Consider the following 23,930-nt stretch of genomic DNA (forward strand, 5'->3'; position numbering starts at 1 on the left):
GGGGAGTCTGTGAAATAAAAGCGTGCGAATTGACCTGTAGGCTGATGCGACGGACAAACAGGAGGTCCCTCCCATGGCATTTGCCCATCGTTTCACCCTGGCCCACGGCGTGCAGGCGCTGGGCATGCTGGCTGCACTGGCTGGCGTAGCGGTATGGACACCGCTGCTGCTCACCCGCGCCGAATCCCACACGCCCCAAGCCACGGCCCAGGCACTGGCGGCGCGCAGCGATAACCCGGCGCTGCAATGGTTTTCCACTGTACCGATGGCGTTGCACGTCAAGGTGACGGGCGTGCTGGCGGGCGCCCGTGGCGCGGTGGCGATCCTCAGTCTCAACGACGGCCCGCCGCGCAGCTTTCTATTGGGCGAACGGCTCAGCCCCGGCGTGCGGCTGACGGCCATCCAGGGTGATGGGGTAGAGATCGAGCGCGGGGGCGAGAAGCTGCGCGTCAACCTCGACAAGTTGCCGGATGGCCCTGCGCTGCCGCTGCTCACTCGGCCATGACCTGGGTCTCCAGTCGCGCCAGGGGTGGCGCTTCGCGGCTGGCGTCGAGCACCTGCAGGTTGACCTGAAACAGGCGGCCATCGGCATTGATGGTCTGCTCGCAACGCAGTTTCAGGCGGCCTTGATCGCATTCGAAGGTTCGCTTGCCGGTGCGCAAGTGGCCCTCCAGGCGCAGTTCCGCCAGGCGACTCTGCGCCGCCAGCAACGCGATGGATTTGTCGCGCAGCAAGCCGTTGCTCTGGGTCATCAACCCGGCCACGCGCACGGCGGCAGCCATGGCCACGGCAATGATCGCCAGCGCCACCAGCACCTCGATCAGGGTAAAACCTTGCTCCTTGCGACGGCCGTACATGGCGCTCTCAAAGCCGGGAAACAGGCCCGCAGACTAGCGCCGGCAGTTGACCGATTGGCGACTGAAACTCCCGAGGATTTTCAATACGACTGACATGTGTTCTTGCAACACTGCGCCACGAATTGCACTCAAGCCAAGGAATGTCGAGATGGATATCGCGCGCCTAACGTCCCCATTGCCAGGCTCTCGCGGCCAGCGTGGCTTCACCTTGATCGAGATCATGGTGGTGGTGGTCATCCTCGGGATCCTGGCCGCCATGGTGGTGCCCAAGGTGCTGGATCGGCCGGACCAGGCACGGGCCACGGCGGCCAAGCAGGACATCGGCGGGTTGATGCAAGCGCTGAAGCTCTATCGCCTCGACCACGGCGCCTACCCAAGCATGAACCAGGGGTTGAAAGTGCTGGTGGAGCGCCCGGCGGATGCGAAGAACAGCAACTGGCGCGCCTACCTGGAGCGTTTGCCCAATGATCCGTGGGGCAACCCTTATCACTACCTCAACCCAGGTGCCAACGGGGAAGTGGATGTGTTTTCGCTCGGCGCCGATGGCCAGCCGGATGGCGAGGGTGTGAATGCCGATATCGGCTCCTGGCAGCTGTAAGGCCCATCATGAAACAGTATTCGCCCCCAGCGGCGAAGCAGCGTGGCATGGCGATTATCAGCGCTTTGCTGATCGCGGCGGTGGTGGCGGTCCTGGCCGGCGCCATGCTCACGCGCCAGACCGTGTTCACCCGCAGCCTGGAAGCCGAGCAACTGCGCATCCAGGGCCAATGGCTGTTGCAGGGTGGCCTTGAACGCAGTCGGCAGATGCTCTGGGACGCGCGCCAGAAGGACGTGTTGACCCGCCTCGATCAACCCTGGGCCCGTGCCCAACGGGGTGATTTTGAGGGGCGCATCGAGGACGAGCAGGGCAAGTTCAACCTGCGCAACCTGGTCAATCGCCAACAGGTGGATACCGAGCAGTTGCAGAGCTTTGAGCGGCTGTGCCGATTGATCGGAGTCGACCCGGCGGTGAGCCGGCGTATCAGCCAGCGAGTGATCGCTTCTTATGAACCGCCCGCCAAATACCCGATGCTGCGCAGCCTGGATGACCTGAGCGGCATCAAAGGTCTCGACCCCGTCGTGCTGCAACGCATGCAGGCCTACATCAGCGTGTTGCCCAGCCCTACCTGGGTCAATGGCAACACTGCCAGCGCCGAAGTGCTCAGCGCGGTGGTGCCACAGCTCAGCCTGTCCCAGGCCCATGGGCTGGTGGCCGAGCGTGACAGTGGGCAGTGGTTCATCAACCGTGGGGATTTCGTCAACCGTCTGCGCCTGCCCCAAGTGGCTGTGGACACGGTACAGGTGGGCATTACCAGTGAGTGGTTCCGCGTGAAGGGCCAGGCGCGCCGTGAACAGCGGCGAGTGGTGATCGATGCGCTGTTGCATCGTCCCGAAGACCGCCAGCCGCGCGTGATCTGGTCGCGGGTGGGCGTATGAAGCGCTTGCGCATCCGCTTGCCGCCGCTGGATCAGTTGACCGCTGAAAGCCAGGTCACGTTTGCCTGGCTGGAGCGTGGCGTGGTCGTTGAAGAGGGTTATTCAAGCCTGGCGCAGCTGGGCAAGTCCCGCCAGGCCGTGGACTGTTTCCTGCACCCGCGCGACAGCCTGCTCACCAGCCTGGAGCTGCCACCGCTGCCCGCCGCAAAAACGGCGGCGGCCGTAGCCTGTGCCGCGCAGGCACTGATCCTCGGCCCGGTGGAACAAGTGCAGGTGGCCCACGGCCCGCGCGAAAGCGATGGGCGTGTGCAAGTCGCTTGGGTGCCCAAGGCCGGGTTGGAGCGGATTGCCCAGTTGCCACTCAAGCTGCACGGCCTGTACCCGGCACCCTTCGCCTTGCCGGTGGGCGCTGCGGCGTTGGATGACGGCTATCTGCTAACACGTGAAAGCCTGCAACAAGGCGCGGTGCACCCGCTAGGCTTGCAGGCGCTGGATATGCCACTGGTTGAAGCGTCGCAGCGTTGGAGTGGAGTTGTACCCACTTGGGGCTTGCACGGCCGTCTCAGCCAACCTTCGACTGTAGGATGGGGCAGGGCGCTGGCTTGCGTCGCGCTCGCCATCGCCATCTGGACCCTCGGCCTCAACCTGTACGCCGCACGTCAGGTGGAGGAAGGCCAACGCCTTAAAGCGTTGATGAACCAACAGGTGCGACAGGCGTTTCCCGAGTTGCCGGTGGTGCTCAACCCCTTGCAGCAAGCCCGTCAGCAATTGGCCGCACGCCAGACCGGCGCCGCCGCCGCCCCCAGCCAACGCTTTACCAGCCTGCTGCAATTGGCCGGCAGCAACCTGCCGTTCATGGTCGGCAGCGTCGACAGCCTGACTTTTGAACAGGGGCGTCTGCACGTGGAATTGCTCGCCGACAGCCGTAACCCGACCGCCGAGGGTGAGTGGCAGACGGCGTTGGCCCAGGCCGGAATTACCGCCAGCCGCGATGAGCATGCCTGGACAATTGCCCCTGCACAGGCTGCAGAAAAGCCTGGAGCCGGCGATGAATAAAGTGCCGCGACTGCGCAGCCAGGCCCAGGTGTTCTGGAACGGCCTTGCCCTGCGCGAAAAACGCCTGCTCGGCGGTGCCGGACTGGTGCTGGTGAGCCTGCTGACCTGGTTGATGCTGGTGCAGCCCGCGTTGAAGAAGATTGATTACTGGCAGGCCGAAACCCCCAAGCTGCGCGCCCAGGCAGAAGCCTTGCAGGTGTTGTTGCAGGATGTCGCCGCACCCCGTCAAGGCGATGAAATCACGCTGCGCCAGGCCTTGGATGGCGCAGGACTGCAAGGCCATTACCAGTTGCGGGCGCTGGAGCCCACGGGTTGGTGGCTGACCTTCGACAACGCCCCGGCCGATGTCGTGGTGGGGTGGCTGCTGGGCACTGCCCGTTCGTTTTCCCTGGAGGTGTCCGAGGCGCGATTGCAGCGCGCCCTCGACACCGTCGACAACTCGGCCGGCACTGTGTCCGGGACCGTTCGCATGGATCAGGCGCTTGGCGCTAAGGAAGCTTCATGAAGTGGTCAGTTCCCCCGTTTCGTCTGGTCGCGCCGTTGCTGGTGCTGGCCCTCGGCGCATGCAGCAGCCAGGAGGCTGCCAAGCCGTTGCTGGTGGACAGCGAACTCGGCCAGCCGCTTGCCGACACGCGTGGCAGCGGCGAGGGCTTGCAGGATCGTCTTCGCGAACCGGCCCCCAAACCGCCCGTGCAACACCGAGTGACCAGCAGCGCCCGCGGACACGCTCCGGCACCGATCAAGGCACGCAACCCGTTGGGCGACCAGCCAGTGCAGCTTAATTTCGTCGACGCCGATATCCAGGCGGTGGTGCGCGCATTGTCCCGCGCCACCGGCCAGCAATTCCTGGTGGACCCGCGTGTGAAGGGCAACCTTACCCTGGTCAGCGAGGGCCAGGTGCCGGCGCACCAGGCCTACGACATGCTGCTGGCGGCGCTGCGCATGCATGGCTTCAGCGTGGTCGACGTGGGCGGCGTGGCCCAGGTGGTGCCCGAAGCCGATGCCAAATTGCTCGGCGGGCCGATCTACAGCGCCGGCAGCAGCGGCATGCAGACGCGTACCTTCCGCCTGCAGTATGAAAACGCGGTGAACCTTATCCCGGTGCTGCGTCCCATCGTGTCGCCGAACAACCCGATCAACGCCTACCCCGGCAACAACAGCATCGTCATCACTGACTACGCGGAAAACCTGGCGCGGGTGGCGCAGATCATCAACGGCATCGACACCCCCAGCGCCATCGACACCGATGTGGTGATGGTGCAGAACGGCATCGCTGTGGACATCGCGGCCATGGTCTCCGAACTGCTGGAAACCCAGGGCGCCGACCAGACCCAGAAGATCAACGTGATCGGCGACCCACGTTCCAACTCGATCATCATCCGTTCCGGCAGCCCGGAACGCACCGAGCTGGCGCGCAACCTGATCTACAAACTCGACAATGCCCAGAGCAATCCCAGCAACATGCATGTGGTGTACCTTCGCAACGCCCAGGCGGGCAAACTGGCCCAGTCGCTGCGTGGGTTGCTCACTGGCGAGAGTGACTCCGGCGTCAGCGACGATGCCCGTAGCAAGCTCAGCGTCATGGGCGGCAATGGCAAGAACACCCAAGGCGCGAGCAACGCGCAAAACAGCAGCGGTACCCCCACCGGCAGTGGTGTGCAATCCGGTTACGGTCAATCCACGGGTTCAACCGACATCTCCAGTGGTACCTCCAAAGATCAAGAAACCGCGTTCAGCGCCGGGGGCGTGACCATCCAGGCCGACGCCACCACCAACACCTTGCTGATCTCCGCGCCGGACCCGCTGTACCGCAACCTGCGCGAAGTCATCGACATGCTCGACCAGCGCCGCGCCCAGGTGGTGATCGAAAGCCTGATCGTAGAAGTCGGCGAAGACGATGCCACTGAATTCGGCGTGCAGTGGCAGGCCGGTAATCTCGGTGGCAAGGGTGGGTTTGGTGGGGTCAACTTGGGCGGTAGCGGTGTGAACAGTGCGCCCACCAGCAAGACCAGTATCGACGTGTTGCCCAAGGGGCTGAACGTGGGCTTGGTCAACGGTACGGTGGATATTCCCGGTATCGGCAAGGTGCTCGACCTCAAGGTGTTGGCTCGGGCGTTGAAAAGCAAAGGCGGCACCAACGTGCTGTCGACGCCGAACCTGCTGACGCTGGACAACGAAGCGGCGAGTATTTTTGTGGGGCAGACGATTCCGTTTGTCACCGGCAGTTATGTGACTGGCGGCGGGGGCACCAGCAACAACCCGTTCCAGACGGTGCAGCGTGAGGAGGTGGGGTTGAAGCTGAATGTGCGGCCGCAGATTTCCGAGGGAGGCACGGTGAAGCTGGATATCTACCAGGAGGTCAGTACGGTGGATACGCGGGCGTCGGTGGAGGCGGGGACGGTGACCAACAAGCGGGCGATCGATACCAGTATTTTGCTGGATGACGGGCAGATCATGGTGCTCGGCGGGTTGCTGCAGGATGGGTATAGCCAGAGTAATGATGCGGTGCCGTGGTTGTCGGATATTCCGGGGTTGGGGGCGTTGTTCAGGAATGAAAAGCGCAGTGTGAACAAGACCAATCTGATGGTGTTTTTGCGGCCTTACATTATTCGGGACAGTGGGGCGGGGCGCAGTATTACGTTGAATCGGTATGAGTTTATGCGCCGTGCGCAGGGGGGGTTGCAGCCGGAGCATAGTTGGGCGATGCCGGATGTGCAGGCGCCGCAGTTGCCTTCGGTGGAGAAGGCGATTCCTGGGCAGCAGGGGCCGCGGGCGGTGATCAGGGCGGTGCCCGCGCGATGAGTATCTTTCACCGAGTACATATCCGTTGCTGCGGTAACGGCCACTTAGGGTTCCGCTCTTACAGCGGGTCACTTTTGGCAAACGCCCCAAAAGTAACCAAAAGGTCTTCGCCCCACCACTCGGCACCTCGCCTAGGCTCGGTGTGCCCTCACTCCGGCTTTGGAGCGTGGGCCGCCGCGATGGGCCATCCTTGGCCCAGCGCGGCTAACCCGGCGTCCTGCCGGGTTACCGACGCTCCAAAGCCTGCGTTCGGCCAGCGTGGTTTTACGGGGCGCCTAAGATCAAAAGCAAAAGCCAGAGCCAAAGCAAAAGCAGAGCGCGGCGGCCTTAGAGCCGACCGGTATCTGACTGTCGAACTCGGTCAAATGTGGGAGCTGGCTTGCCTGCGAAAGTATCACCTGGGTGTAGCTGACTCACCGAGGTGCCTGCATCGCAGCGATGCGGCAATCCGACAAGCCAGATCCTACAAGACCGCGTATGCCTTTGCTCCACACCACTCAAGCCGGCTGTCAGGCCGCTGTGCTTTTGCTTTTGCTTTTGATCTTGATCTTGATCTTGATTTTGATCTTAGGCGCCCCGTCAAACACGCTGGCCGGAATTCGACAGGGATTTGGGGGGTAAACCGGCAGGGATGCCGGTTTAGCCGCCCCGCGCCATGGATGGCGCGTGGCGGCGGCCCCCCAAATGCCTGTCGGATTCCGGGCACACCGAGCGTGAGCGAGGTGCCGAGTGTTGGGGCAAGAGCGTTTTGCTTACTTTTGCGCTCTTCAAAAGTGAGCCGCTGTAAGAGCGGAACCATAAGCCGCCGTTACCGCAGCAACGGATATGTACACCCCTCCAAAGGGCAAACCCAATGAGCCTATTGCCGTACGCCTGGGCCAAATCCCAACGCATCCTCCTGCGCCCCAGCGCCGAAGGCATGCTACTAACCGTGTGCCCCTCCACCCCCGGCTGGTCCATCAGCGAAGTCCACCGCCAATTCGGCCAGACCCACCTCGAACACGTCCGTGACGACGAACTCGACGGACTGCTCGCCAGCGCCTACGCCGACACCGGCAGCGCCGCGGCCGTAGTGGGCGCCGCCGAAAACGAGGTCGACCTCGACCGCCTCATGCAAGACATGCCCGAAATCACCGACCTGCTCGACACCCAGGACGGCGCGCCGGTGATCCGCATGATCAACGCCTTGCTCACCCAGGCCGCCCGCGACGAAGCCAGCGACATCCACATCGAACCCTACGAAACCCATTCCGTGGTGCGCTACCGCGTTGACGGCACCCTGCGTGACGTGGTCACGCCACGCAAGGCACTGCATGGCGCACTGGTGTCGCGCATCAAGATCATGGCCCAACTCGATATCGCTGAAAAACGCCTGCCCCAAGACGGTCGTATTGCCCTGCGCGTAGCCGGGCGGCCCATCGACATTCGTGTGTCTACGGTGCCTACCGGGCATGGCGAAAGAGTCGTCATGCGCCTGCTGGACAAACAGGCCGGGCGCCTGCAACTGGAAACCCTGGGTATGGAGCCGCAGCTGCTGGCACGCCTGGATACGTTGATCCGCCAACCCCACGGCATCGTGCTGGTCACCGGCCCCACCGGCAGCGGCAAGACCACCAGCCTGTACGCGGCCTTGGCGCGGCTGGATGCGAGCACCAGCAATATCCTCACCGTGGAAGACCCGGTGGAATACGACCTGCCGGGCATCAGCCAGATCCAGGTCAACGCCAAGATCGACATGACCTTCGGCCTGGCCCTGCGTGCGATCCTGCGCCAGGACCCGGATATCATCATGATCGGTGAAATCCGTGACCTGGAAACCGCACAAATCGCCGTGCAGGCATCGCTCACCGGTCACTTGGTATTGGCGACCTTGCACACCAACGACGCGGTGTCGGCGGTCAATCGGCTGATCGATATGGGCGTCGAACCGTTCCTGCTGGCCTCATCGTTACTCGGGGTGCTGGCCCAACGCCTGGTGCGTCGCCTGTGCCCGCACTGCAAGCAGGAAGACCCGGCCGCGCCTGGCACCTGGCGGCCGGTGGGCTGCGCGCAGTGCAACCAGATCGGTTACAGCGGCCGAACCGGTATCCATGAGTTGTTTTGCGTCGATGACGATGTGCGCAGCCTGATTCACCAGGGCGCCAACGAGCAGGACTTGCGCCTGGCCGCGCGCCGTGCCGGGATGTTCAGCATGCGTGAAGACGGCGAGCGCTGGGTGCGCAGCGGCGCCACCGCGCCGGAAGAAATCCTGCGTGTGACGCGGGACGCCTGATGAATCGCTATCGCTATGAGGCCGCCGATGCCAACGGCAAAATCGAGGCCGGGCATGTGGACGCCGACAGCCAGAGCGCGGCATTTGCCAGCCTGCGTGGCCGGGGTTTGACCGCGTTGCTGGTGCAGAACGAGAGCAATCAGCAGGCAGCGGCTGGCAGCAGCCTTTTCAGTGCCAAGCTGTCGGACAACGACCTCGCCTGGGCCACGCGGCAACTGGCGAGCCTGCTGGGCGCGAGCCTGCCGTTGGAAGCCGCGTTGAGTGCCACGGTGGAGCAGGCCGAGAAAAAACACATCGCCCAGACCTTGAGCGCGGTGCGCGCCGACGTGCGTGGTGGCATGCGCCTGGCGGATGCGCTGGCAGCGCGGCCAAGGGACTTTCCGTCGATCTACCGCGCGTTGATTGCGGCGGGAGAGGAGTCCGGCGACCTGGCCCAGGTGATGGAGCGTCTGGCCGACTACATCGAGGAACGCAACAACCTGCGTGGCAAGATCCTCACTGCGTTTATCTACCCCGGCGTGGTGGGGCTGGTGTCCATCGGCATTGTGATTTTCCTGCTGAGCTACGTGGTGCCGCAGGTAGTCAGTGCGTTTTCCCAGGCGCGCCAGGACCTGCCGGGGCTGACTCTGGCGATGCTGAACGCCAGCGACTTCATCCGTGCCTGGGGTTGGCTGTGTTTTGCCGCAATCGTCGGTGGTTTCTGGGGCTGGCGCCTGTATTTGCGTAACCCGGTGGCGCGTCTGAATTGGCATAGCCGGGTGTTGCGCCTGCCGCTGATCGGGCGTTTTGTGCTGGGCCTGAACACCGCGCGATTTGCCTCGACCCTGGCGATTCTCGGCGGTGCCGGGGTGCCGCTGTTGCGCGCCCTGGAAGCGGCGCGGCAGACCCTGTCCAATGACCGTCTGAGCCAGTGCGTCAACGACGCCACCGCCAAGGTGCGCGAAGGCGTCAACCTGGCCCCGGCGCTGGCGGTGGAAAAGGTCTTCCCGCCGGTGCTAATCCACCTGATCGCCAGCGGCGAGAAAACCGGCTCGTTGCCGCCGATGCTGGAGCGCGCGGCGCAGACCCTGTCGCGGGATATCGAACGCCGCGCCATGGGCATGACCGCGCTGCTGGAGCCGCTGATGATCGTGGTGATGGGCGCCGTGGTGCTGGTAATCGTCATGGCGGTGCTGTTGCCGATCATTGAAATAAATCAACTGGTCACTTAGCTCACCCGACCGACCTCGGGTTCCTCATTGCGTCACATTTGCGCACCCGCGTGGCCTCCAGCCACGCCTGCTGAAACCTCGCTGTCACCTACGCCGAAACCGCTCGGAACCGTGACCAAAACACCCGAGAATCTTTTTAAAAATCAAGGCGTTCCTCCCGAGGTTTTTTCCCATAACCGTCATCGGAAACTGCGACTTTCTCTCCCATGGTTTAACCCCTGGCCGCCCCCGCAAAAGGGCTTGGGACCGAAGCCATGGCGTCATGCAAGAGCCCTCTACCCAAACGTACAAACACGACGAAAGGAGATTCTTCATGTTTAAGCGCAACGTTCTCGCGGTATCCGTGACCCTCGCCGCACTGTGCTCGGCCCAGGCTGCAATGGCAGACATCAACGGCGGCGGCGCGACCCTGCCACAGCCGCTGTATCAAACCGCTGGCGTACTCACCACTGGCTTCGCGCCGTACATCGGCGTGGGCAGCGGCAACGGCAAGTCGGCTTTCCTGAATAACGACTACACCAAGTTCGTGGCTGGCGTGACTAACAAGAACGTGCACTGGGCCGGTAGCGATTCCAAGCTGACCGCCACTGAGCTGTCGACCTATGCTTCCGCCAAGCAACCGGCCTGGGGCAAGCTGATCCAGGTGCCTTCGGTAGCCACTTCGGTTGCCATTCCGTTCAACAAGGCCGGCACCAACGCCGTTGACCTGAGCGTTAACCAACTGTGCGGCGTGTTCTCCGGTCGTTTGACTAACTGGAACCAGATCACCAACTCCGGCCGCACTGGCCCGATCGCTCTGGTGTATCGCAGCGAGTCCAGCGGCACCACTGAGCTGTTCACGCGCTTCCTGAACGCCAAATGCACCGAAGCCCAGCCTTTCGCAGTGACCACCACTTTCTCTTCCAGCTACGGCGGTGGTCTGCCATCGACGGCTGTGGCCGCCACTGGCAGCCAGGGCGTGATGGATGCACTGAACGCGGTAGAAGGCCGTATCACCTACATGAGCCCGGATTACGCGGCGACCACCCTGGCCGGTCTGGATGACGCTACCAAAGTGGCCAAGGTCGGCGGCGTTTCCCCTGCGCCTGCCAACGTGTCGGCTGCGATCGGCCTGGTTCCAGCGCCAACCGAAGCCCGTGCGGATGGCTCGTTCATCGACGCTACCAACCCGGACAACTGGGTACCGGTATTCGCTGCTACCGCAAGCGGCCCAGCCACCTTCGCTTACCCATCCAGCGGCTACCCGATCCTGGGCTTCACTAACCTGATCTTCAGCCAGTGCTACGCCGACGCTACCCAGACCACCCAAGTGCGTGCGTTCTTCGCCCGTCACTACGGTGCTTTCGGTAACAACGACACCGCCATCAGCAACAACCGCTTCGTACCGCTGCCAGCCAACTGGAAAAAAGCCGTGCGTGACACCTTCGCCACCGCTTCCAACGCTCAAGGTATCGGCAACACCAGCGTCTGCAACGCCATCGGTCGTCCGCTGTAACCCACGCTTCAACGACCTGCAACACCGATCAGCAACGGCCTGTGCCGTTGCTGATTTTTTTGCGTTAACAGCCCTGCATGAACTTTGCGTGACAGAAGTTCAGTCCCGCGCCTCGGCAACCGCCTAACCCTCATACGTGAGCCTGTCTCGGCCCCAGCGCGATAACAAAGAAGGAAGATTCCAGATGGTTCGCTGCAAATCACCGGTTAACCTCAAAGCCCCAGTGACAGTCCTGCGCCTCAAGCCCTTGGCCCAGGCCATTGCCTTGTTGATGGTGGCCGGTAATGCCCAGGCGGCCACGGCGTTCAGTTCTGGCTGGTTTGCCGACAAGGGTGCTTCCCAGGCGAGCACGGCAGCGCGCACCGGTGCCGGCCAGGTTCCCGGTATTCCTTCGCTGAACCAGCAGGCACAGGTCAAGCAGCAGTTGGCGCGTTCCATCAGCACATTGAACACCAGCGTCGCGGCGATTGCGGCCCAGCAGGCGGCGCAAGCGGCGGGGCGGCAGGCGGCGTTCGGCCAGGTCTCGAACATCCCCGATGGCTTGGGCAAGGGCGGCCTGCAGGTCGATAACAGCCTGACCCAGGGCTGGACCAACGCCAAAGGCCCAACCCAGAGCCAATCCGGCGGCAAGACCACGGTGACCATCGAGCAGACCGCCGACAAGGCGATCCTCAACTGGGAAACCTTCAACGTCGGGCGCAATACCACTGTCGACTTCCAGCAGCAGTCCACTTGGGCCGTGCTCAACCGCGTCAATGACCCCAATGCCCGCCCCAGCGAAATTCAGGGCCAGATAAACGGCGCGGGCACGGTGATGATCATGAACCGTAACGGTGTGGTCTTCAGCGGCACCAGCCAGGTCAACGTGCGTAACCTGGTGGCGGCGGCCGCGACCATGACCGATGACCAGTTCACCCAGCGCGGCCTGTATGTCGACACCAATGGCACCCAACCCACGTTCACCGATGCGGCGGGCAAGGTGGAAGTACAGCGCGGCGCGCTGATCCAGACACACACTGCCGCCACCTCCACGGACTCAGGCGGCTATGCCTTGCTGCTGGGCAGCGAGGTGGAAAACGCCGGGACCCTCATCACCGCCAAGGGTCAGACCACCCTGGCGGCCGGCGACAGCTTTTACATTCGCAAAGGGGTCGGCACGGCGGGCAACGACCGCTCCACCACCCGTGGCAATGAAGTGGCGACCCGCCTCAAGGCTGGCAGCACCGCCGGTAAAGTCACCAACAGCGGCCTGATCATGGCCTCCACTGGCGACATCACCCTGACCGGTCACCAGGTGCAACAAAACGGCGTGGCCCTGGCCAGCACTTCGGTGGACACGCGCGGCACGATTCACTTGCTCAATGCCGCCAGCGACACCAGCGGTAGCGTGACCCTGGGTGAGGGCAGCACCACCGCGATCCTGCTCGATGCCAGCGGCAGCACGGCCCTCAACAGCCAGAAAGACAACGGTCTGATCAAGCTTGACGGCACGCCCGCCAACCTGATCACCGGGCAGTTCAACAACCTCAGTGCGGTGGTTGACCGTACCGACCAGTCGCGCATCGAGATTGTCAGCGGCGGCACCGTGGACTTCCAAAAGGGCTCGATCACGTTGGCCACCGGCGGCCAGGTAGCGGTCAGCGCCGGCCAGCGCAGCCTGGTGCGTGATGGCGCGATGATCGATGTGTCGGGTGCCATCGGCGTCAAGGTGGCGATGCAAGCCAACAACATCAAGATCAACGTGCAGGGCAACGAGCAGCGCGATGCGCCGGTCAACCGTGACGGCGGGCAACTGATCAACAATGACGTGTGGGTCGACCTGCGCGAGCTGGTGTTTGTTCCGGCCGGCACCAACGGCTACGCCACCGACCGCTGGTACACCGCCGGCGGCTTGCTGGAAGTGGGCGGCTACCTCGGCACCCAGGGCCACTCGGTGGGCGAGTGGATGGCCCAGGGCGGCACCGTGACCTTTACCGGCAAGGAGGTGGTGACCCAAAAGGGCGCGCAGATCAACCTGTCGGGCGGCACCGTGGATGTGCAGGCCGGTTACATCCAGCAGACCTGGCTCAAGGGCCCGGATGGCCGCTTGTATGAGTTGTCGAAAGCGCCGGGGGACATTCTCTATTCCGGTTTCTACAAGGGCTATGAAGACAATAGCGCGCGCTGGGGCCAGACCGAGTATTACTACAACCCGCTGATCGCTCCCCAGCGTCGCTACGAAGCCGGTTACACCGTGGGCCGCGATGCCGGCAAGCTGGTCGTCGCCTCCGCCAGCGCAGTGCTGGAAGGCCAGGTGATCAGTGACGTGTTCCAGGGTGACCGCCAGACCCAGGCACCCAACATCAACCTCGACGGCTACCAGCAATCCCAGAAAGCCAGGGCCCAGCGAGCGCAACTGATCATTGGCCAATACATTCCGATCTATAACAAAACCACCGGCACGCTACGCTACGCCCTCAGTGGTAGCTCCGACCAGGTGCTGATCGACAGCAACACCCGGAAAATCGCCAGTGGCCTGGACCTCAACACCGTGCTGCCGCTCGATCGCCAGGGCAAGATCCTGCTCGACAGCGATCAGCTCAATGGCTACCAACTGGGCGCGGTCAAGGTCGCTGCCAAGCAGCAGGTGACCGTCAATGGCGCGCTCAGTGTGGCGGACGGTGGCGATATCACCTTGTTCGGGCCGGGTGTGCAGATCAATGCCAACCTCACCGCTCACGGCGGCAGTATCAACGCCGGCAACATTCTCAGCCAGGTCGATCCGCTCAAGGCCGGTGCGGTGGCGGATTCGATCCTGGCTGGTGGTTCGAGTGTGAACGTCGCTGCTGGCGTCAAGCTGGACGCCAGTGGCCGCTGGAACAACCTGGCGCTGGACCCGGCCGCCAGCGCGGGAGTGGCCTATGTGAACGGTGGCAAGGTTTCCCTGCGCAGCGCCAGCAACGTGAACCTGGCCGCCGGCAGTGTGGTGGATGCGTCTTCCGGGGCCACCCTTGGCGTGGATGGCAAGCTCATCGGCGGCAAGGGCGGCAATGTGACCCTGGGCGCCCTCGGTGCCTTGGTTCTGGAGGGTGACGTGCGCGGCTACGGCGTCAACGGCGGCGGCACCCTGGCGTTGCAGGCGCATAAAGTGCAGATCGGCGACAGTGCCACTGCGGTGGGCAGCGACACCCTGAAACTGGCCGGTGACTTCTTCAACAAGGGCTTCTCGGCCTACGACATCACCGGCAATGAAGGACTGATCGTCACGGACGGTACTCAGGTCGATGTCAGCCTGCCGGTCTACCGGTTAGGTGCTCAAGCTTCAGGTATGCCAACCGGTAGCGATCCAGCCGCCGCACTGGAGCGCTGGACACCGCCGCTGTATCAGGAAGACGCCGCCAAAGGTGTGCTGACCCAACACCGCGGCGCCGGCTTGAGCCTTACCGCCGGCCATGTCAATTTCACCGCCGCGCAACTGGCGACCACGGCGCTCACCGTCGGCCAAGGCGCGGTCATCAATGTGGACCCTGGCCAGGCGATCAACCTGCGCAGCGTCGGCCAATTGACGCTGGACGGCACGCTCAATGCCTGGGGCGGCAGTGTCAGCCTGGGTGGCTTGAATACGGGCGCTTCAGAAGCGGTGAACGCCATCGGCCATGGCCGTTCGATCTGGATCGGCGAACAGGCGGTGATCGACGTCGCGGCACGGGCGGCGACGGCGGTGGACAACCGTGGACGCAGCTATGGCCTGGTGCGCGACGGCGGCAGCATCAACATTGGCGGTACGTTCGACCTGAACACCGGCCTGGCCAAGGCCAGTGACTTGTTTGTAGTGGTGCGTAACGGCGCGCGCCTGGAGGCGTCCGGCACCCAGGCCCTGATAAACGTGGCGGGGCAGGGCGCCGTGCAAGCGGCCAGCAATGGCGGCAGTATCACGCTGGCGTCGAATAATGGGCTGTACCTGGACGGCAGTTTTGTTGCCAGGGCCGGTGGCGCCGGGGCGGCGGGCGGCGGCCTCAATGTGGCGTTAGACACCCCGTATTACCAGAAGGCGTCCGTCACCGACCGCGTCCTCAACGCGCGTGAACTGGTGCTGGGTCAGACACGTCAGCCGACGACGCTGGCCGGCACCGCCGAAGACGCCGCCGCCAGCCTGGAGTACGGCCATGGTCGGTTGGGTGTGGACAAAGTCGGCGCGGGCGGTTTCGATAACCTGGCGCTGTTGAGCAACGGCCTGTTGAGTTTTGATGGCGACGTGACCTTGAACATGGGCCAGAGCCTGCGCCTGTATAGCCGTGGCTACGGCCTCAGCGACAACGCGGCAGGCAACTCGCGCATCAACCTGTCGGCGCCGCATCTTCTGTTGGCGGGTTTCCTCGCGCCTGAAGAGACGGGCAAGGACTTGTATGTGCGACCGGTGCCGGTGCTGCCGGCCCCGTCCCAGCGGGCAACCGAGGCGCAATTCAACGCCTCGGGCAGCCTGATCGACGTGCGGGGCAATGTCATCTTCGGCAACCGTAGCCACCTGTTGCGGGCGGACAACAGCCAGGCGAGCCTTGAGCGTCGAGGATTCGATCAGGTCAACCTGACCAGCCAGGGCGACCTGCGCTTTCTCGCCGGTGCAGCCGAAAACGACATCATTACCGGTGTCAGCACGCAGTTGCTGACCCAAGGCGATATGACCTTGCGCGCCGCGCAGCTGTACCCGGCCACTGAAGTCAGTGCCCGCGTCATCGCCGGTTACCGTGGGCAGTCGACCACCACGTCCCTTGACCTGGATTTCGATCCCTTGCGTACGCTGACCATCGGCCGCGTGGGCAGTGCCGATGCGCCTATCCCGTATTCGGCGTTTGGCCGCCTGCAACTGGGCGCTGCCACGGTGCGCCAAGGGGGCGTGGTACGCGCCCCCCTGGGGTTGATCGATATCGGCAGTATGGGCAGCAGCGTGGTGCAACTGCTGCCCGGCAGCCTGACGTCGGTGAGCGGCAAGGGGTTGATGCTGCCTTATGGCGGGACGCTGGATGGCCAGGTCTACAAGTACAACGGTAAAACGGTGAAATTTATCGGTCAGGGAGGGGTGCCCTCCCGTGAAGTTGACCTGAATGTCGGCGTCGTGCTGGGCGGCCAGACCATCCGCGTGCTGCCGGATGCTACGTTGGACCTGTCCGGCGGAGGCGATTTGCTGGGCGCCGGCTTTGTTTCGGGGCGCGGTGGTTCCACGGATGCGCGCTACAACCCGTTGGTGCAATTTGGCGCCAATGGCGGGTTTGTCCTGCCGGGACTCTCCACCAACCCGATCTATGCCATTGTGCCGGGGATACAGCCGGGCGCCGCGCCGGTCGCGGCAGAGGGAGGGGCCGTGACGCCGTTGGTCGGCCAGCAGGTCACCCTCGGCGCCGGTGTACCGGGATTGCCGGCGGGTACCTACACGCTGATGCCGTCGACCTACGCGTTGCTGCCGGGCGCCTTCCGTGTCGAAATCAACGGCCTGGCCGGGCTGGGCAGCGGTACCGCGACCACCTTGATGCGCAACGGTTCGTGGGCCACTTCCGGGCACCTGTCGATTGCCCATACCGGGATCAGCAACAGCGTGGCCAGCCAATTGATCCTGACCTCTGCCGACACCTTGCGGCGCTATTCCCAGTACAACGAAACCCGTTACGCCCAGTTCGCCAGGGCTGATGCGGCCAGGTTGGGCGTGCCACGGCCGATGCTGGAGGCCGACGCGAAAACCTTGAAGCTGGCGCTGCGTCCGGGAGACGGCGCCGAGGCCTTCTCGTTCCAGGGTATCGGGCGCTTTGGCGCTGCAACGGGAGGATATGGTGGCACGGTTGCAGTCATCGACCGCAGTCAGCAAGGGATCGAAGTGGTTGGCGCAGGGCAGGCGGCGACAGCCGGGTTCGCCGGCATCACCTTCAACGCCGATAGCCTGAATGCATTGGGTGCCTCACGGCTGATGGTGGGTGGGATGACGGCGGTGGAGTACGGCCAGTCCGGGAACTTCATTTACCTGGCGGGCGGGGTCAATCGCGCCCAAAGCAACGTGACCTTGCGCAATGGCGCAACCCTTGCCGCGCCGGAAGTGTTCCTGGTCAGTGATACCGGCTCGATCGTCGTGGAGCAGGGTGCTTCGATCAATACCCTGGGGCGCGGTAATGCCAGCTACGATGCCCGCGACGGCTATATCTACCAAGTGGCCAACATGCTGGCGGTGTCCAATGGGCTGCTCAATGTGATCAGTGCGCCCAAGGTGGGCGGCGTGATCAGCCAGGGAATCAACATCGGAGCCTGCAGCAGTGGTGCGTGCAGTGGCCAGACCGGGCTGTACTCCAACGGCAGCATCGTGGCCCTGACCGACAGCACCTTCCAGCTCGGCGACCAGGTGCGTTACGGCACCCGTCACCTGAACCTGGGCGTGAGCACCATCAACCTGGGCAGCGCCGACGCCTTGGCCGCAGCGGCCGCGACGAATCGCTTGCCGGCCGGGCTGACGCTCAGCCAGGCGCTGCTTGATCGATTGCTGCGCGGCGATACGCAGTTCGGCGCACCGGCCCTTGAAACCCTGCAGCTTTCGGCCCGCGACGGGTTCAACTTCTACGGCAATGCGCTGCTGGACACCTATGACCCGCTCACCGGCAAATCGCTGCTGAGTAACCTGATGCTCTCCACCCCGGCCCTGTACGGCGCCGGTGGTGCCAACGACGTGGCGGCGATCCACACTGCCAACCTGATCTGGCTGGGCGCGATCACGGCGCCGGGCGCGGTGGTGGCAGGTGGCGCGGGCACCGGCAGCGGGCGCCTGGATATCAACGCCGAGCGAATCGAGTTCGGTTATGGCGCCTTTGGCCAGCCAAGCAACGTGAAAAGTTTCGACCGCCTCGCCCTGGGCTTTACCAACGTCAATCTGAACGCCAGCGAGCGCATCACGGCCAACCATAAGGGCAGCCTGTCGGTGTACCAGAGCCAGGGCACCTATGACCCGGTCAGCGGCTTTCAGTACAGCGGCGGCAACCTGACTATCCGCACGCCACTGATGACCGGTGAAGCCGGCTCGGTGAACGTGATCAAGGCGGGGGGTGCGATCGACATCGGCGCGTCCGCCGGCCCGCGTGGCGCGGCCAGTGGCCAGGGTGCCGAACTGTCCCTGCAAGGCGACAGCATTCGGCTGGCCACTGCGGTGGTGTTGCCCAGCGGCAAAGTCAGCCTCAGCGCCCGTGGCGATGTGGTGTTGACCGATGACGCATCGATCGACGTGGCCGGTCGCTCCATCCCCTTCAACGACGTGACCCAATACGGTTGGGGCGGCGATGTGCGGCTGGACAGCCGCAGCGGTAATATCCTGCAGGCGGCGGGTTCGACCATTGACCTGTCCGCGAAGAACAACCAGGCCGGCAGGCTGCGCGCCGTGGCAACGGACGCGGCCGGGGGCATCGTCGACCTGCAAGGCAAGATCCTCGGCAGCAGCAGCGGCCACTACCTGGCCGGCGGCACCTCAATGCCGTACCAGGCCGGCACCGTGGAAATCCAGGCGCAACGCCTGGGCAGCAGCGGCGTCCTCGACCAACAGTTCGCCGACCTCAACCAGCGCCTTAACCAGGGCGAAGTGTTCGGCGCGCGCAGCTTCCAGCTCAAACAGGGTAACCTGACCATCGGCAACGGGCTCAAGGCCGGCACCATCAGTGTGTCGGTGGACAATGGCAGCCTGCGCGTCAATGGCCTGGTGGATGCCAGCGGCGAGCGAGTCGGCAGCATCAACCTGGCCGGCAAAAATGGTCTGACCCTGGATAGCGCGGCGGTACTCGACGCCCATGGCAGCAAGCTGCGCGTGGACAGCTACGGTAAGATCATCGACGCGCCGAACCGCGCCATGGTGGTATTGGGGTCGGGCACCGGCCAACTGACCTTGGCCGATGGCGTGCGCATCGACCTGCGTCATGGCACCGACGGCGCGGCCGGCAACGATGGGCGCAATCGCGGCACCCTGGAGCTGAATGCGCCACGGTTGTTCAACCCGGACGGCAGCAGCAATGACATCAATATCGACGCCAGCGGGCGCCTGACGATCCAGGGCGCGCGCTCGATTACCCTCAACGGCATGGCCACCTACGACGATGCCCCGGAAAAAACCGACACGACCGCCAGCGGCAGGCCGTATCAGGAGATCACCCAGGGCTACCTGGATGGCAAGCACGCCTTGAGCGAGGCCTTTATCAATGCCGCGCTGCTCAATAACGATTTATTGCAAAACAAACTCGCCGGCTTGAACAACGCCACGTATGCCGATGCCTTCCACCTGCGCCCAGGCGTGGAAATCGTCAGCAAGACCCCGGACGGCGACCTGGTGGTGCAAGGCGATCTGGACCTGTCCGGCTATCGCTACGCCAGCCTCAACCCCAACAGCCAGAAGAACAACGCGGTGTATGGCAGCGGCGAGTCCGGCAGCCTGACCCTGCGCGCCGGCGGCGACCTGAATATCTACGGCAGCATCAACGACGGTTTCGCCAAGCCGCCGGTGTCCGAGGATGACAAAGGCTGGGTGCTGTTGCCGGGTGTCGATTTCAGTGGTGGGAATATCGTGGTGCCGGGTAATGGCGTGACCTTGGCCGACGGTACTGCCTTCCCGGCGGGCGCCACGCTTAACTACGACTTGCCGATCAAAGGCTTGACGGTGGCTGCCGGCACGCGCTTGCCGGTAGCCGCGACCTTGGACCAGGACCTGGTGCTGCCCGCCGGCAGCGTGTTGGCGGCGGATGTGCGCGATGCGGGCGGTAACCTGCTGTTTGCCGCCGGCACCTTGCTCAGCCAGGCGCAATCCCTGGTGGCGGGCACGCAACTGGGCGCTGGCACGTTGTTGACCGAGGGCACGCGCCTGCAAGCCATGATCTGGCCCAAAGGCGTGCCGCTGCCCACCGTGCACGGCGCAACGCTGAGCAATAACATCGTCTTGCTCAGCGGCACCAAGGCCTTGCCGAAGGGCGGACTGATCCCCGCCGGCACCGATGTGAAACTGCCCAACGGGGCCACGTCGGTGCAGTTGCGCGTCGGGGTGTCCGGCGCCGCCGGCCAGGTGTGGGCGATCTCGCCGATGCTGGCCGAAGGCACTCAATCGTGGTCGTTGCGCCTGGTGGCGGGCGCCGACACCGAGGCGGCTGACAGCCGTATCCTGCAAGCCCACCCGCGCAGTGGTGACATTCACTTGGCGGATAACCACTACGGCATGTTTGCCAAGGAAATACCGGCCAAAGGCGTGCAAACCTGGACCGCCCAGGCAGTGATTGATATGGGCTTTGCCGGTGTGGTCGTCAAGGAAGGCGATCCGATTGATCAGGCGGTCCTCGATGGCTTCGGGCTGGGTTCAATCGAGGACTTCTGTGCCGCAACGCCGGAGTACTGCAAGCCCAAGGTGACGTATGTATTTACTCAATATGCGGCGGATGATCTGGCGAACAGTGGGATCAATGTCGTAGTCGGCACTGAAATGACCGATGCTTTTTTCCAGAGTATCGGTTACCCCTCGGTGGATGAGGTGTGTGCTACTGCTCCGGACTATTGCCTGCTGAAGGCGGATAAGGAATACGCTGCCACACCTTCCAGCACGCGATTCAGCGTCATCCGCACCGGCACCGGCGACCTGGAATTGTTGAGTGCGGGCAACCTGAGCATGGATTCGTTGTACGGCGTCTACACGGCCGGCACCTCGTCGACCGGCACCTTTGCCGGCGACCCTTACAACCTGCCCAAGGCGACGCCGACAGGCGCTGACCCCTCCAGTAAAACGGTGCTGAGCGATACAGGCAGCTTCTTTGAAAAGTTCGTCAATGGCTCGCCCACCAGCCTGTATCGGGCCTGGTACCCGGAGGCAGGGGGCAACCTGACGCTGAATGTCGGAGGGGACCTGAGCGGTCATATCACCAGCCTCACCGCGTTGAGCCCCGCGCGACCCAACCCCAAGGATGCCGGGGTGGACTCCGCTGCCGTCGGCAATTGGCTGTGGCGCCAGGGCAGCAGCGACGTGGCGACGGGCGGGCAATCTCAGCCGACGGCCTGGTGGATCAATTTCGGCAGCTACACCGCGACGACGGCGGCGGACAAGATGCTCGGCTTTACCGGCTTCGGTGCCCTTGGCGGCGGCAACGTGGATGTCAACGTCGGCGGCGATGCCGGTGTATTGAACACGCTGGGCTACAGCACCAGCCATGTCGAGGCGAACCCGCATAGCCAGGGCCTGGTACTGGCCGTGGGCAGTACGGGCCGGGTCGCCAGCGATGGCAGCCTGCAGTTGACCGGTGGCGGCGATCTGCGCGTGCGCATCGATGGGGCGCTGAACCCGGCCAGCGTTGCCGACACCGCTGACCATCGTGATGGTGTACTGGTCAACCTACGAGGGGACGTGCAATTTCGCAGCGCCACCGTGGGCAGTGTCGACATGATGTATGGCAGTATCGCCAGGTTCCAGAGCCCCGGCGAAACCCGTGCCTACGATCCACTGGTCGCGACCCGTGGCGCGGCTCGCGGCGGAATGACCCTGGTGCCGGGTGATGCTACGTTCAATCTGCAGACCCTGGGTGACCTGGTGGTGCAGAACGTCGAAGACCCTGGACGGGTCGTGCTTTCCCATCTGTCACCCTTCGTTCAGGGGGGGGAGCAGGGCACCGGTACCAGTTGGTTCACACTGTGGACCAAGGGCACGTCGATCGACCTGTTTTCCTTGGGCGGCAACCTCACGCCCTTCAGCCGATCCGATGCGACGGCTGACCTGGCGGTGGTCTATCCATCGATCGTCAGGGCCACGGCAGCCGGCGGCAGTCTTTATTACGGTAAGGCGGCAGAGACGCAGGCCAATGGCGACGACAACTACACTTACCCACTGCTGTTGGCGCCCGGCGAAAATGGCCAGTTGCAGTTCCTGGCCCAGGATTCGATCTACGCCGGTGGCATGACCGTCAGCCAATCCGGAACGGCCCAAAGCACCATGGCGACCCCTTGGCATCCGGCGTACCAGGGCCGCATCGGTAATGCGGTGAAGGCCAGCAACCTGTCGGTCAACGGCAACTCGGGCAGTCAGCCGTTGTTTGTGTTCGGGCCGGGTACGGCTGGGCTGTCACCCGATGGCAATACTGAACCCGCGCGTTTTTACGCAATAGACGGGGATCTGGTCGGCGTCAGCAGTGGCCGCACGGTTGTCTTCAGTACAGCGGCGGGCAGCTTGCATGAAGGCCAGACCTGGTATGAGGGCAATGGACCGGTATGGATGATGGCGGGACGGGATATCGTCAGCAGCGGTCGGCGCTTCGGTCAGGAATCGACGGCTGTCGCGGACATTCGCACCCAGGACAACTTGATCATTCACAACAACCCCAACGACATCTCCGTGGTGTCAGCCGGACGCGACATTCTCTACAGCAACTTCCAGGTCGCCGGCCCCGGCCTGCTGGAGCTGTCGGCGGGGCGCAATATCCTCCTGACCGGTTCCGGGGCGTTGGGCGAATCCAGCGTGACCAGCCTCGGGCCCCTGTTGGCCGGGGACAACCGTCCTGGGGCGAGCATCGTCATGCAGGCGGGCGTCGGCCCCCATGGGCCGGATTACCTGCGCTTTGTCGAGGCGTACCTGAACCCTGTCAACCTGGCGCAACCTGGCGAGTCGATTCAAGGCAGTAAGGTTGCCAAGACGTACGAAAACGAGCTGGTCACCTGGCTCGCCGAACGCTTCGGTTTTGTCGGCAACACCGAGCAGGCACGCGCCTACTACGCGGCGCTGCCCGCCGAGCAGCAACGGGTATTTGCCCGCGACCTGTACTTCGCCGAACTCAAGGCCGCAGGCCGCGAGTACAACACCGACGGCAGCGTGCGCCAGGGCAGCTACCTGCGTGGCCGTGCCGCCATTGCGGCGTTGTTCCCGGACAAGGACGTGGCCGGCAACCCGATCATCTACAAAGGCGACATCACACTGTTCGGCGGCTCGGGCGTGCACACCAACTTCGGTGGCTCGATCCAGATGCTTACCCCAGGCGGCAGCCAGACCTTCGGTATCGAAGGCGAGGCGCCACCGTCGACGGCGGGTGTGATCACTCAAGGTGCGGGAGATATCCAGCTGTATTCCATGGGCAGTATCCTGCTGGGTCAGAGTCGCATCATGACCACCTTCGGCGGTTCGATCCTGGGCTGGACCAGCGAGGGCGACATCAACGCCGGGCGTGGCTCCAAGACCACCGTGGTGTACACGCCGCCCAAGCGTGTCTATGACAACTGGGGCAATGTGGGCCTGTCGCCGTCGGTGCCGAGTACCGGTGCGGGGATCGCCACGCTCAACCCGATCCCGGAAGTGCCGGCCGGGGACATCGACCTGATCGCGCCGTTGGGCACCATCGATGCGGGCGAGGCGGGCATACGTGTGTCGGGCAACGTCAACATTGCCGCCTTGCATGTAGTGAACGCGGCGAATATCCAGAGCCAAGGCAAGTCGTCCGGGGTGCCGGTGTCTGCCGCGGTCAACACCAACGCCATGACGTCGGCCAGCGCGGCCGGGGCGGCGGCGTCCCAGGCCGCGGAAGACGCGGCGCGCAGCCAGCAGGCGGCGGCCAAGCAGGGCCGGCCGTCGATCATGACGGTTGAAGTGTTGAGCCTGGGCAGTGAGCCCTTGCCGCAGGAACCTGCACCGGCGCAGAAAACCTCCGGCTACAACCCCGACAGCCCGGTGCAGGTACTGGGCGCGGGGCCGCTGAGTGAACAGGCGCGGGCGCGGCTGACGGATGAGGAGCGCAAGCAGATCAGCCTATAAGGCGT

At 63.9% G+C, this 23,930-nt stretch carries 11 protein-coding genes; 10 read left to right on the forward strand and 1 reads right to left on the reverse strand.

Annotation, left to right across the window (positions count from 1 at the left end):
- Positions 1–73: 73 nt before the first annotated feature.
- Complete coding sequence (locus LVW35_RS10960; RefSeq protein WP_233895454.1) at positions 74–505, forward strand: type II secretion system protein N; 432 nt, start codon at positions 74–76, stop codon at positions 503–505.
- Here the strand turns inward: LVW35_RS10960 and gspI are convergent.
- A complete protein-coding gene (gspI, locus tag LVW35_RS10965) occupies positions 492–857 on the reverse strand; it encodes a type II secretion system minor pseudopilin GspI (RefSeq protein WP_233895455.1) in 366 nt (121 codons plus the stop codon). The two genes, LVW35_RS10960 and gspI, sit on opposite strands and share 14 nt — an antisense overlap.
- Positions 858–1,005: 148 nt before the next feature.
- Here gspI and gspG point away from each other — a divergent pair, with 148 nt between their 5' ends.
- The 9 genes from gspG (at position 1,006) to LVW35_RS11010 (ending at position 23,925) form a co-directional block, all read left to right on the forward strand.
- The gene (gene gspG / locus LVW35_RS10970; RefSeq protein WP_233895456.1) at positions 1,006–1,455 is read left to right on the forward strand and encodes a type II secretion system major pseudopilin GspG; all 450 of its coding nucleotides are present in this window, start codon (positions 1,006–1,008) and stop codon (positions 1,453–1,455) included.
- Between the two features lie 8 nt (positions 1,456–1,463).
- Positions 1,464–2,333 carry a type II secretion system minor pseudopilin GspK gene (gene gspK, locus LVW35_RS10975; RefSeq protein WP_233895457.1) on the forward strand — a complete coding sequence of 290 codons (870 nt, stop codon included), beginning with the start codon at positions 1,464–1,466 and terminating at the stop codon, positions 2,331–2,333.
- Entirely contained in the window at positions 2,330–3,388 is a 1,059-nt protein-coding gene (gene gspL, locus LVW35_RS10980; protein WP_233895458.1) for a type II secretion system protein GspL, read from the forward strand. The genes gspK and gspL overlap by 4 nt, the downstream gene beginning before the upstream one ends.
- Entirely contained in the window at positions 3,381–3,893 is a 513-nt protein-coding gene (gene gspM / locus LVW35_RS10985; RefSeq protein ID WP_233895459.1) for a type II secretion system protein GspM, read from the forward strand. The genes gspL and gspM overlap by 8 nt, the downstream gene beginning before the upstream one ends.
- A complete protein-coding gene (gene gspD, locus LVW35_RS10990; protein ID WP_233895460.1) occupies positions 3,890–6,190 on the forward strand; it encodes a type II secretion system secretin GspD in 2,301 nt (766 codons plus the stop codon). The genes gspM and gspD overlap by 4 nt, the downstream gene beginning before the upstream one ends.
- An 853-nt stretch (positions 6,191–7,043) precedes the next feature.
- A complete protein-coding gene (gene gspE / locus LVW35_RS10995) occupies positions 7,044–8,462 on the forward strand; it encodes a type II secretion system ATPase GspE (protein ID WP_233895461.1) in 1,419 nt (472 codons plus the stop codon).
- Positions 8,462–9,673 (forward strand): type II secretion system inner membrane protein GspF, encoded by a 1,212-nt coding sequence (gene gspF / locus LVW35_RS11000; RefSeq protein ID WP_233895462.1) that lies wholly within the window; start codon positions 8,462–8,464, stop codon positions 9,671–9,673. Before gspE ends, gspF begins: the two co-directional genes overlap by 1 nt.
- 313 nt (positions 9,674–9,986) lie before the next feature.
- On the forward strand, positions 9,987–11,168 hold the full coding sequence (locus tag LVW35_RS11005; RefSeq protein ID WP_233895463.1) for a substrate-binding domain-containing protein: 1,182 nt from the start codon (positions 9,987–9,989) through the stop codon (positions 11,166–11,168).
- Between the two features lie 184 nt (positions 11,169–11,352).
- Complete coding sequence (locus LVW35_RS11010) at positions 11,353–23,925, forward strand: filamentous haemagglutinin family protein (protein WP_233895464.1); 12,573 nt, start codon at positions 11,353–11,355, stop codon at positions 23,923–23,925.
- Positions 23,926–23,930 lie beyond the last annotated feature (5 nt).

Origin of the sequence: Pseudomonas sp. HN11 (genome assembly GCF_021390155.1) — a bacterium.
Taxonomy (GTDB): Bacteria; Pseudomonadota; Gammaproteobacteria; order Pseudomonadales; family Pseudomonadaceae; genus Aquipseudomonas.

What these genes read in the sequence shown, in the direction of transcription:
- LVW35_RS10960 (WP_233895454.1), top strand. Translation starts at nt 74, where the DNA reads ATGGCATTTGCCCATCGTTTCACCCTGGCCCACGGCGTGCAGGCGCTG.
- gspI (WP_233895455.1), bottom strand. Translation starts at nt 857, where the DNA reads ATGTACGGCCGTCGCAAGGAGCAAGGTTTTACCCTGATCGAGGTGCTG.
- gspG (WP_233895456.1), top strand. Translation starts at nt 1,006, where the DNA reads ATGGATATCGCGCGCCTAACGTCCCCATTGCCAGGCTCTCGCGGCCAG.
- gspK (WP_233895457.1), top strand. Translation starts at nt 1,464, where the DNA reads ATGAAACAGTATTCGCCCCCAGCGGCGAAGCAGCGTGGCATGGCGATT.
- gspL (WP_233895458.1), top strand. Translation starts at nt 2,330, where the DNA reads ATGAAGCGCTTGCGCATCCGCTTGCCGCCGCTGGATCAGTTGACCGCT.
- gspM (WP_233895459.1), top strand. Translation starts at nt 3,381, where the DNA reads ATGAATAAAGTGCCGCGACTGCGCAGCCAGGCCCAGGTGTTCTGGAAC.
- gspD (WP_233895460.1), top strand. Translation starts at nt 3,890, where the DNA reads ATGAAGTGGTCAGTTCCCCCGTTTCGTCTGGTCGCGCCGTTGCTGGTG.
- gspE (WP_233895461.1), top strand. Translation starts at nt 7,044, where the DNA reads ATGAGCCTATTGCCGTACGCCTGGGCCAAATCCCAACGCATCCTCCTG.
- gspF (WP_233895462.1), top strand. Translation starts at nt 8,462, where the DNA reads ATGAATCGCTATCGCTATGAGGCCGCCGATGCCAACGGCAAAATCGAG.
- LVW35_RS11005 (WP_233895463.1), top strand. Translation starts at nt 9,987, where the DNA reads ATGTTTAAGCGCAACGTTCTCGCGGTATCCGTGACCCTCGCCGCACTG.
- LVW35_RS11010 (WP_233895464.1), top strand. Translation starts at nt 11,353, where the DNA reads ATGGTTCGCTGCAAATCACCGGTTAACCTCAAAGCCCCAGTGACAGTC.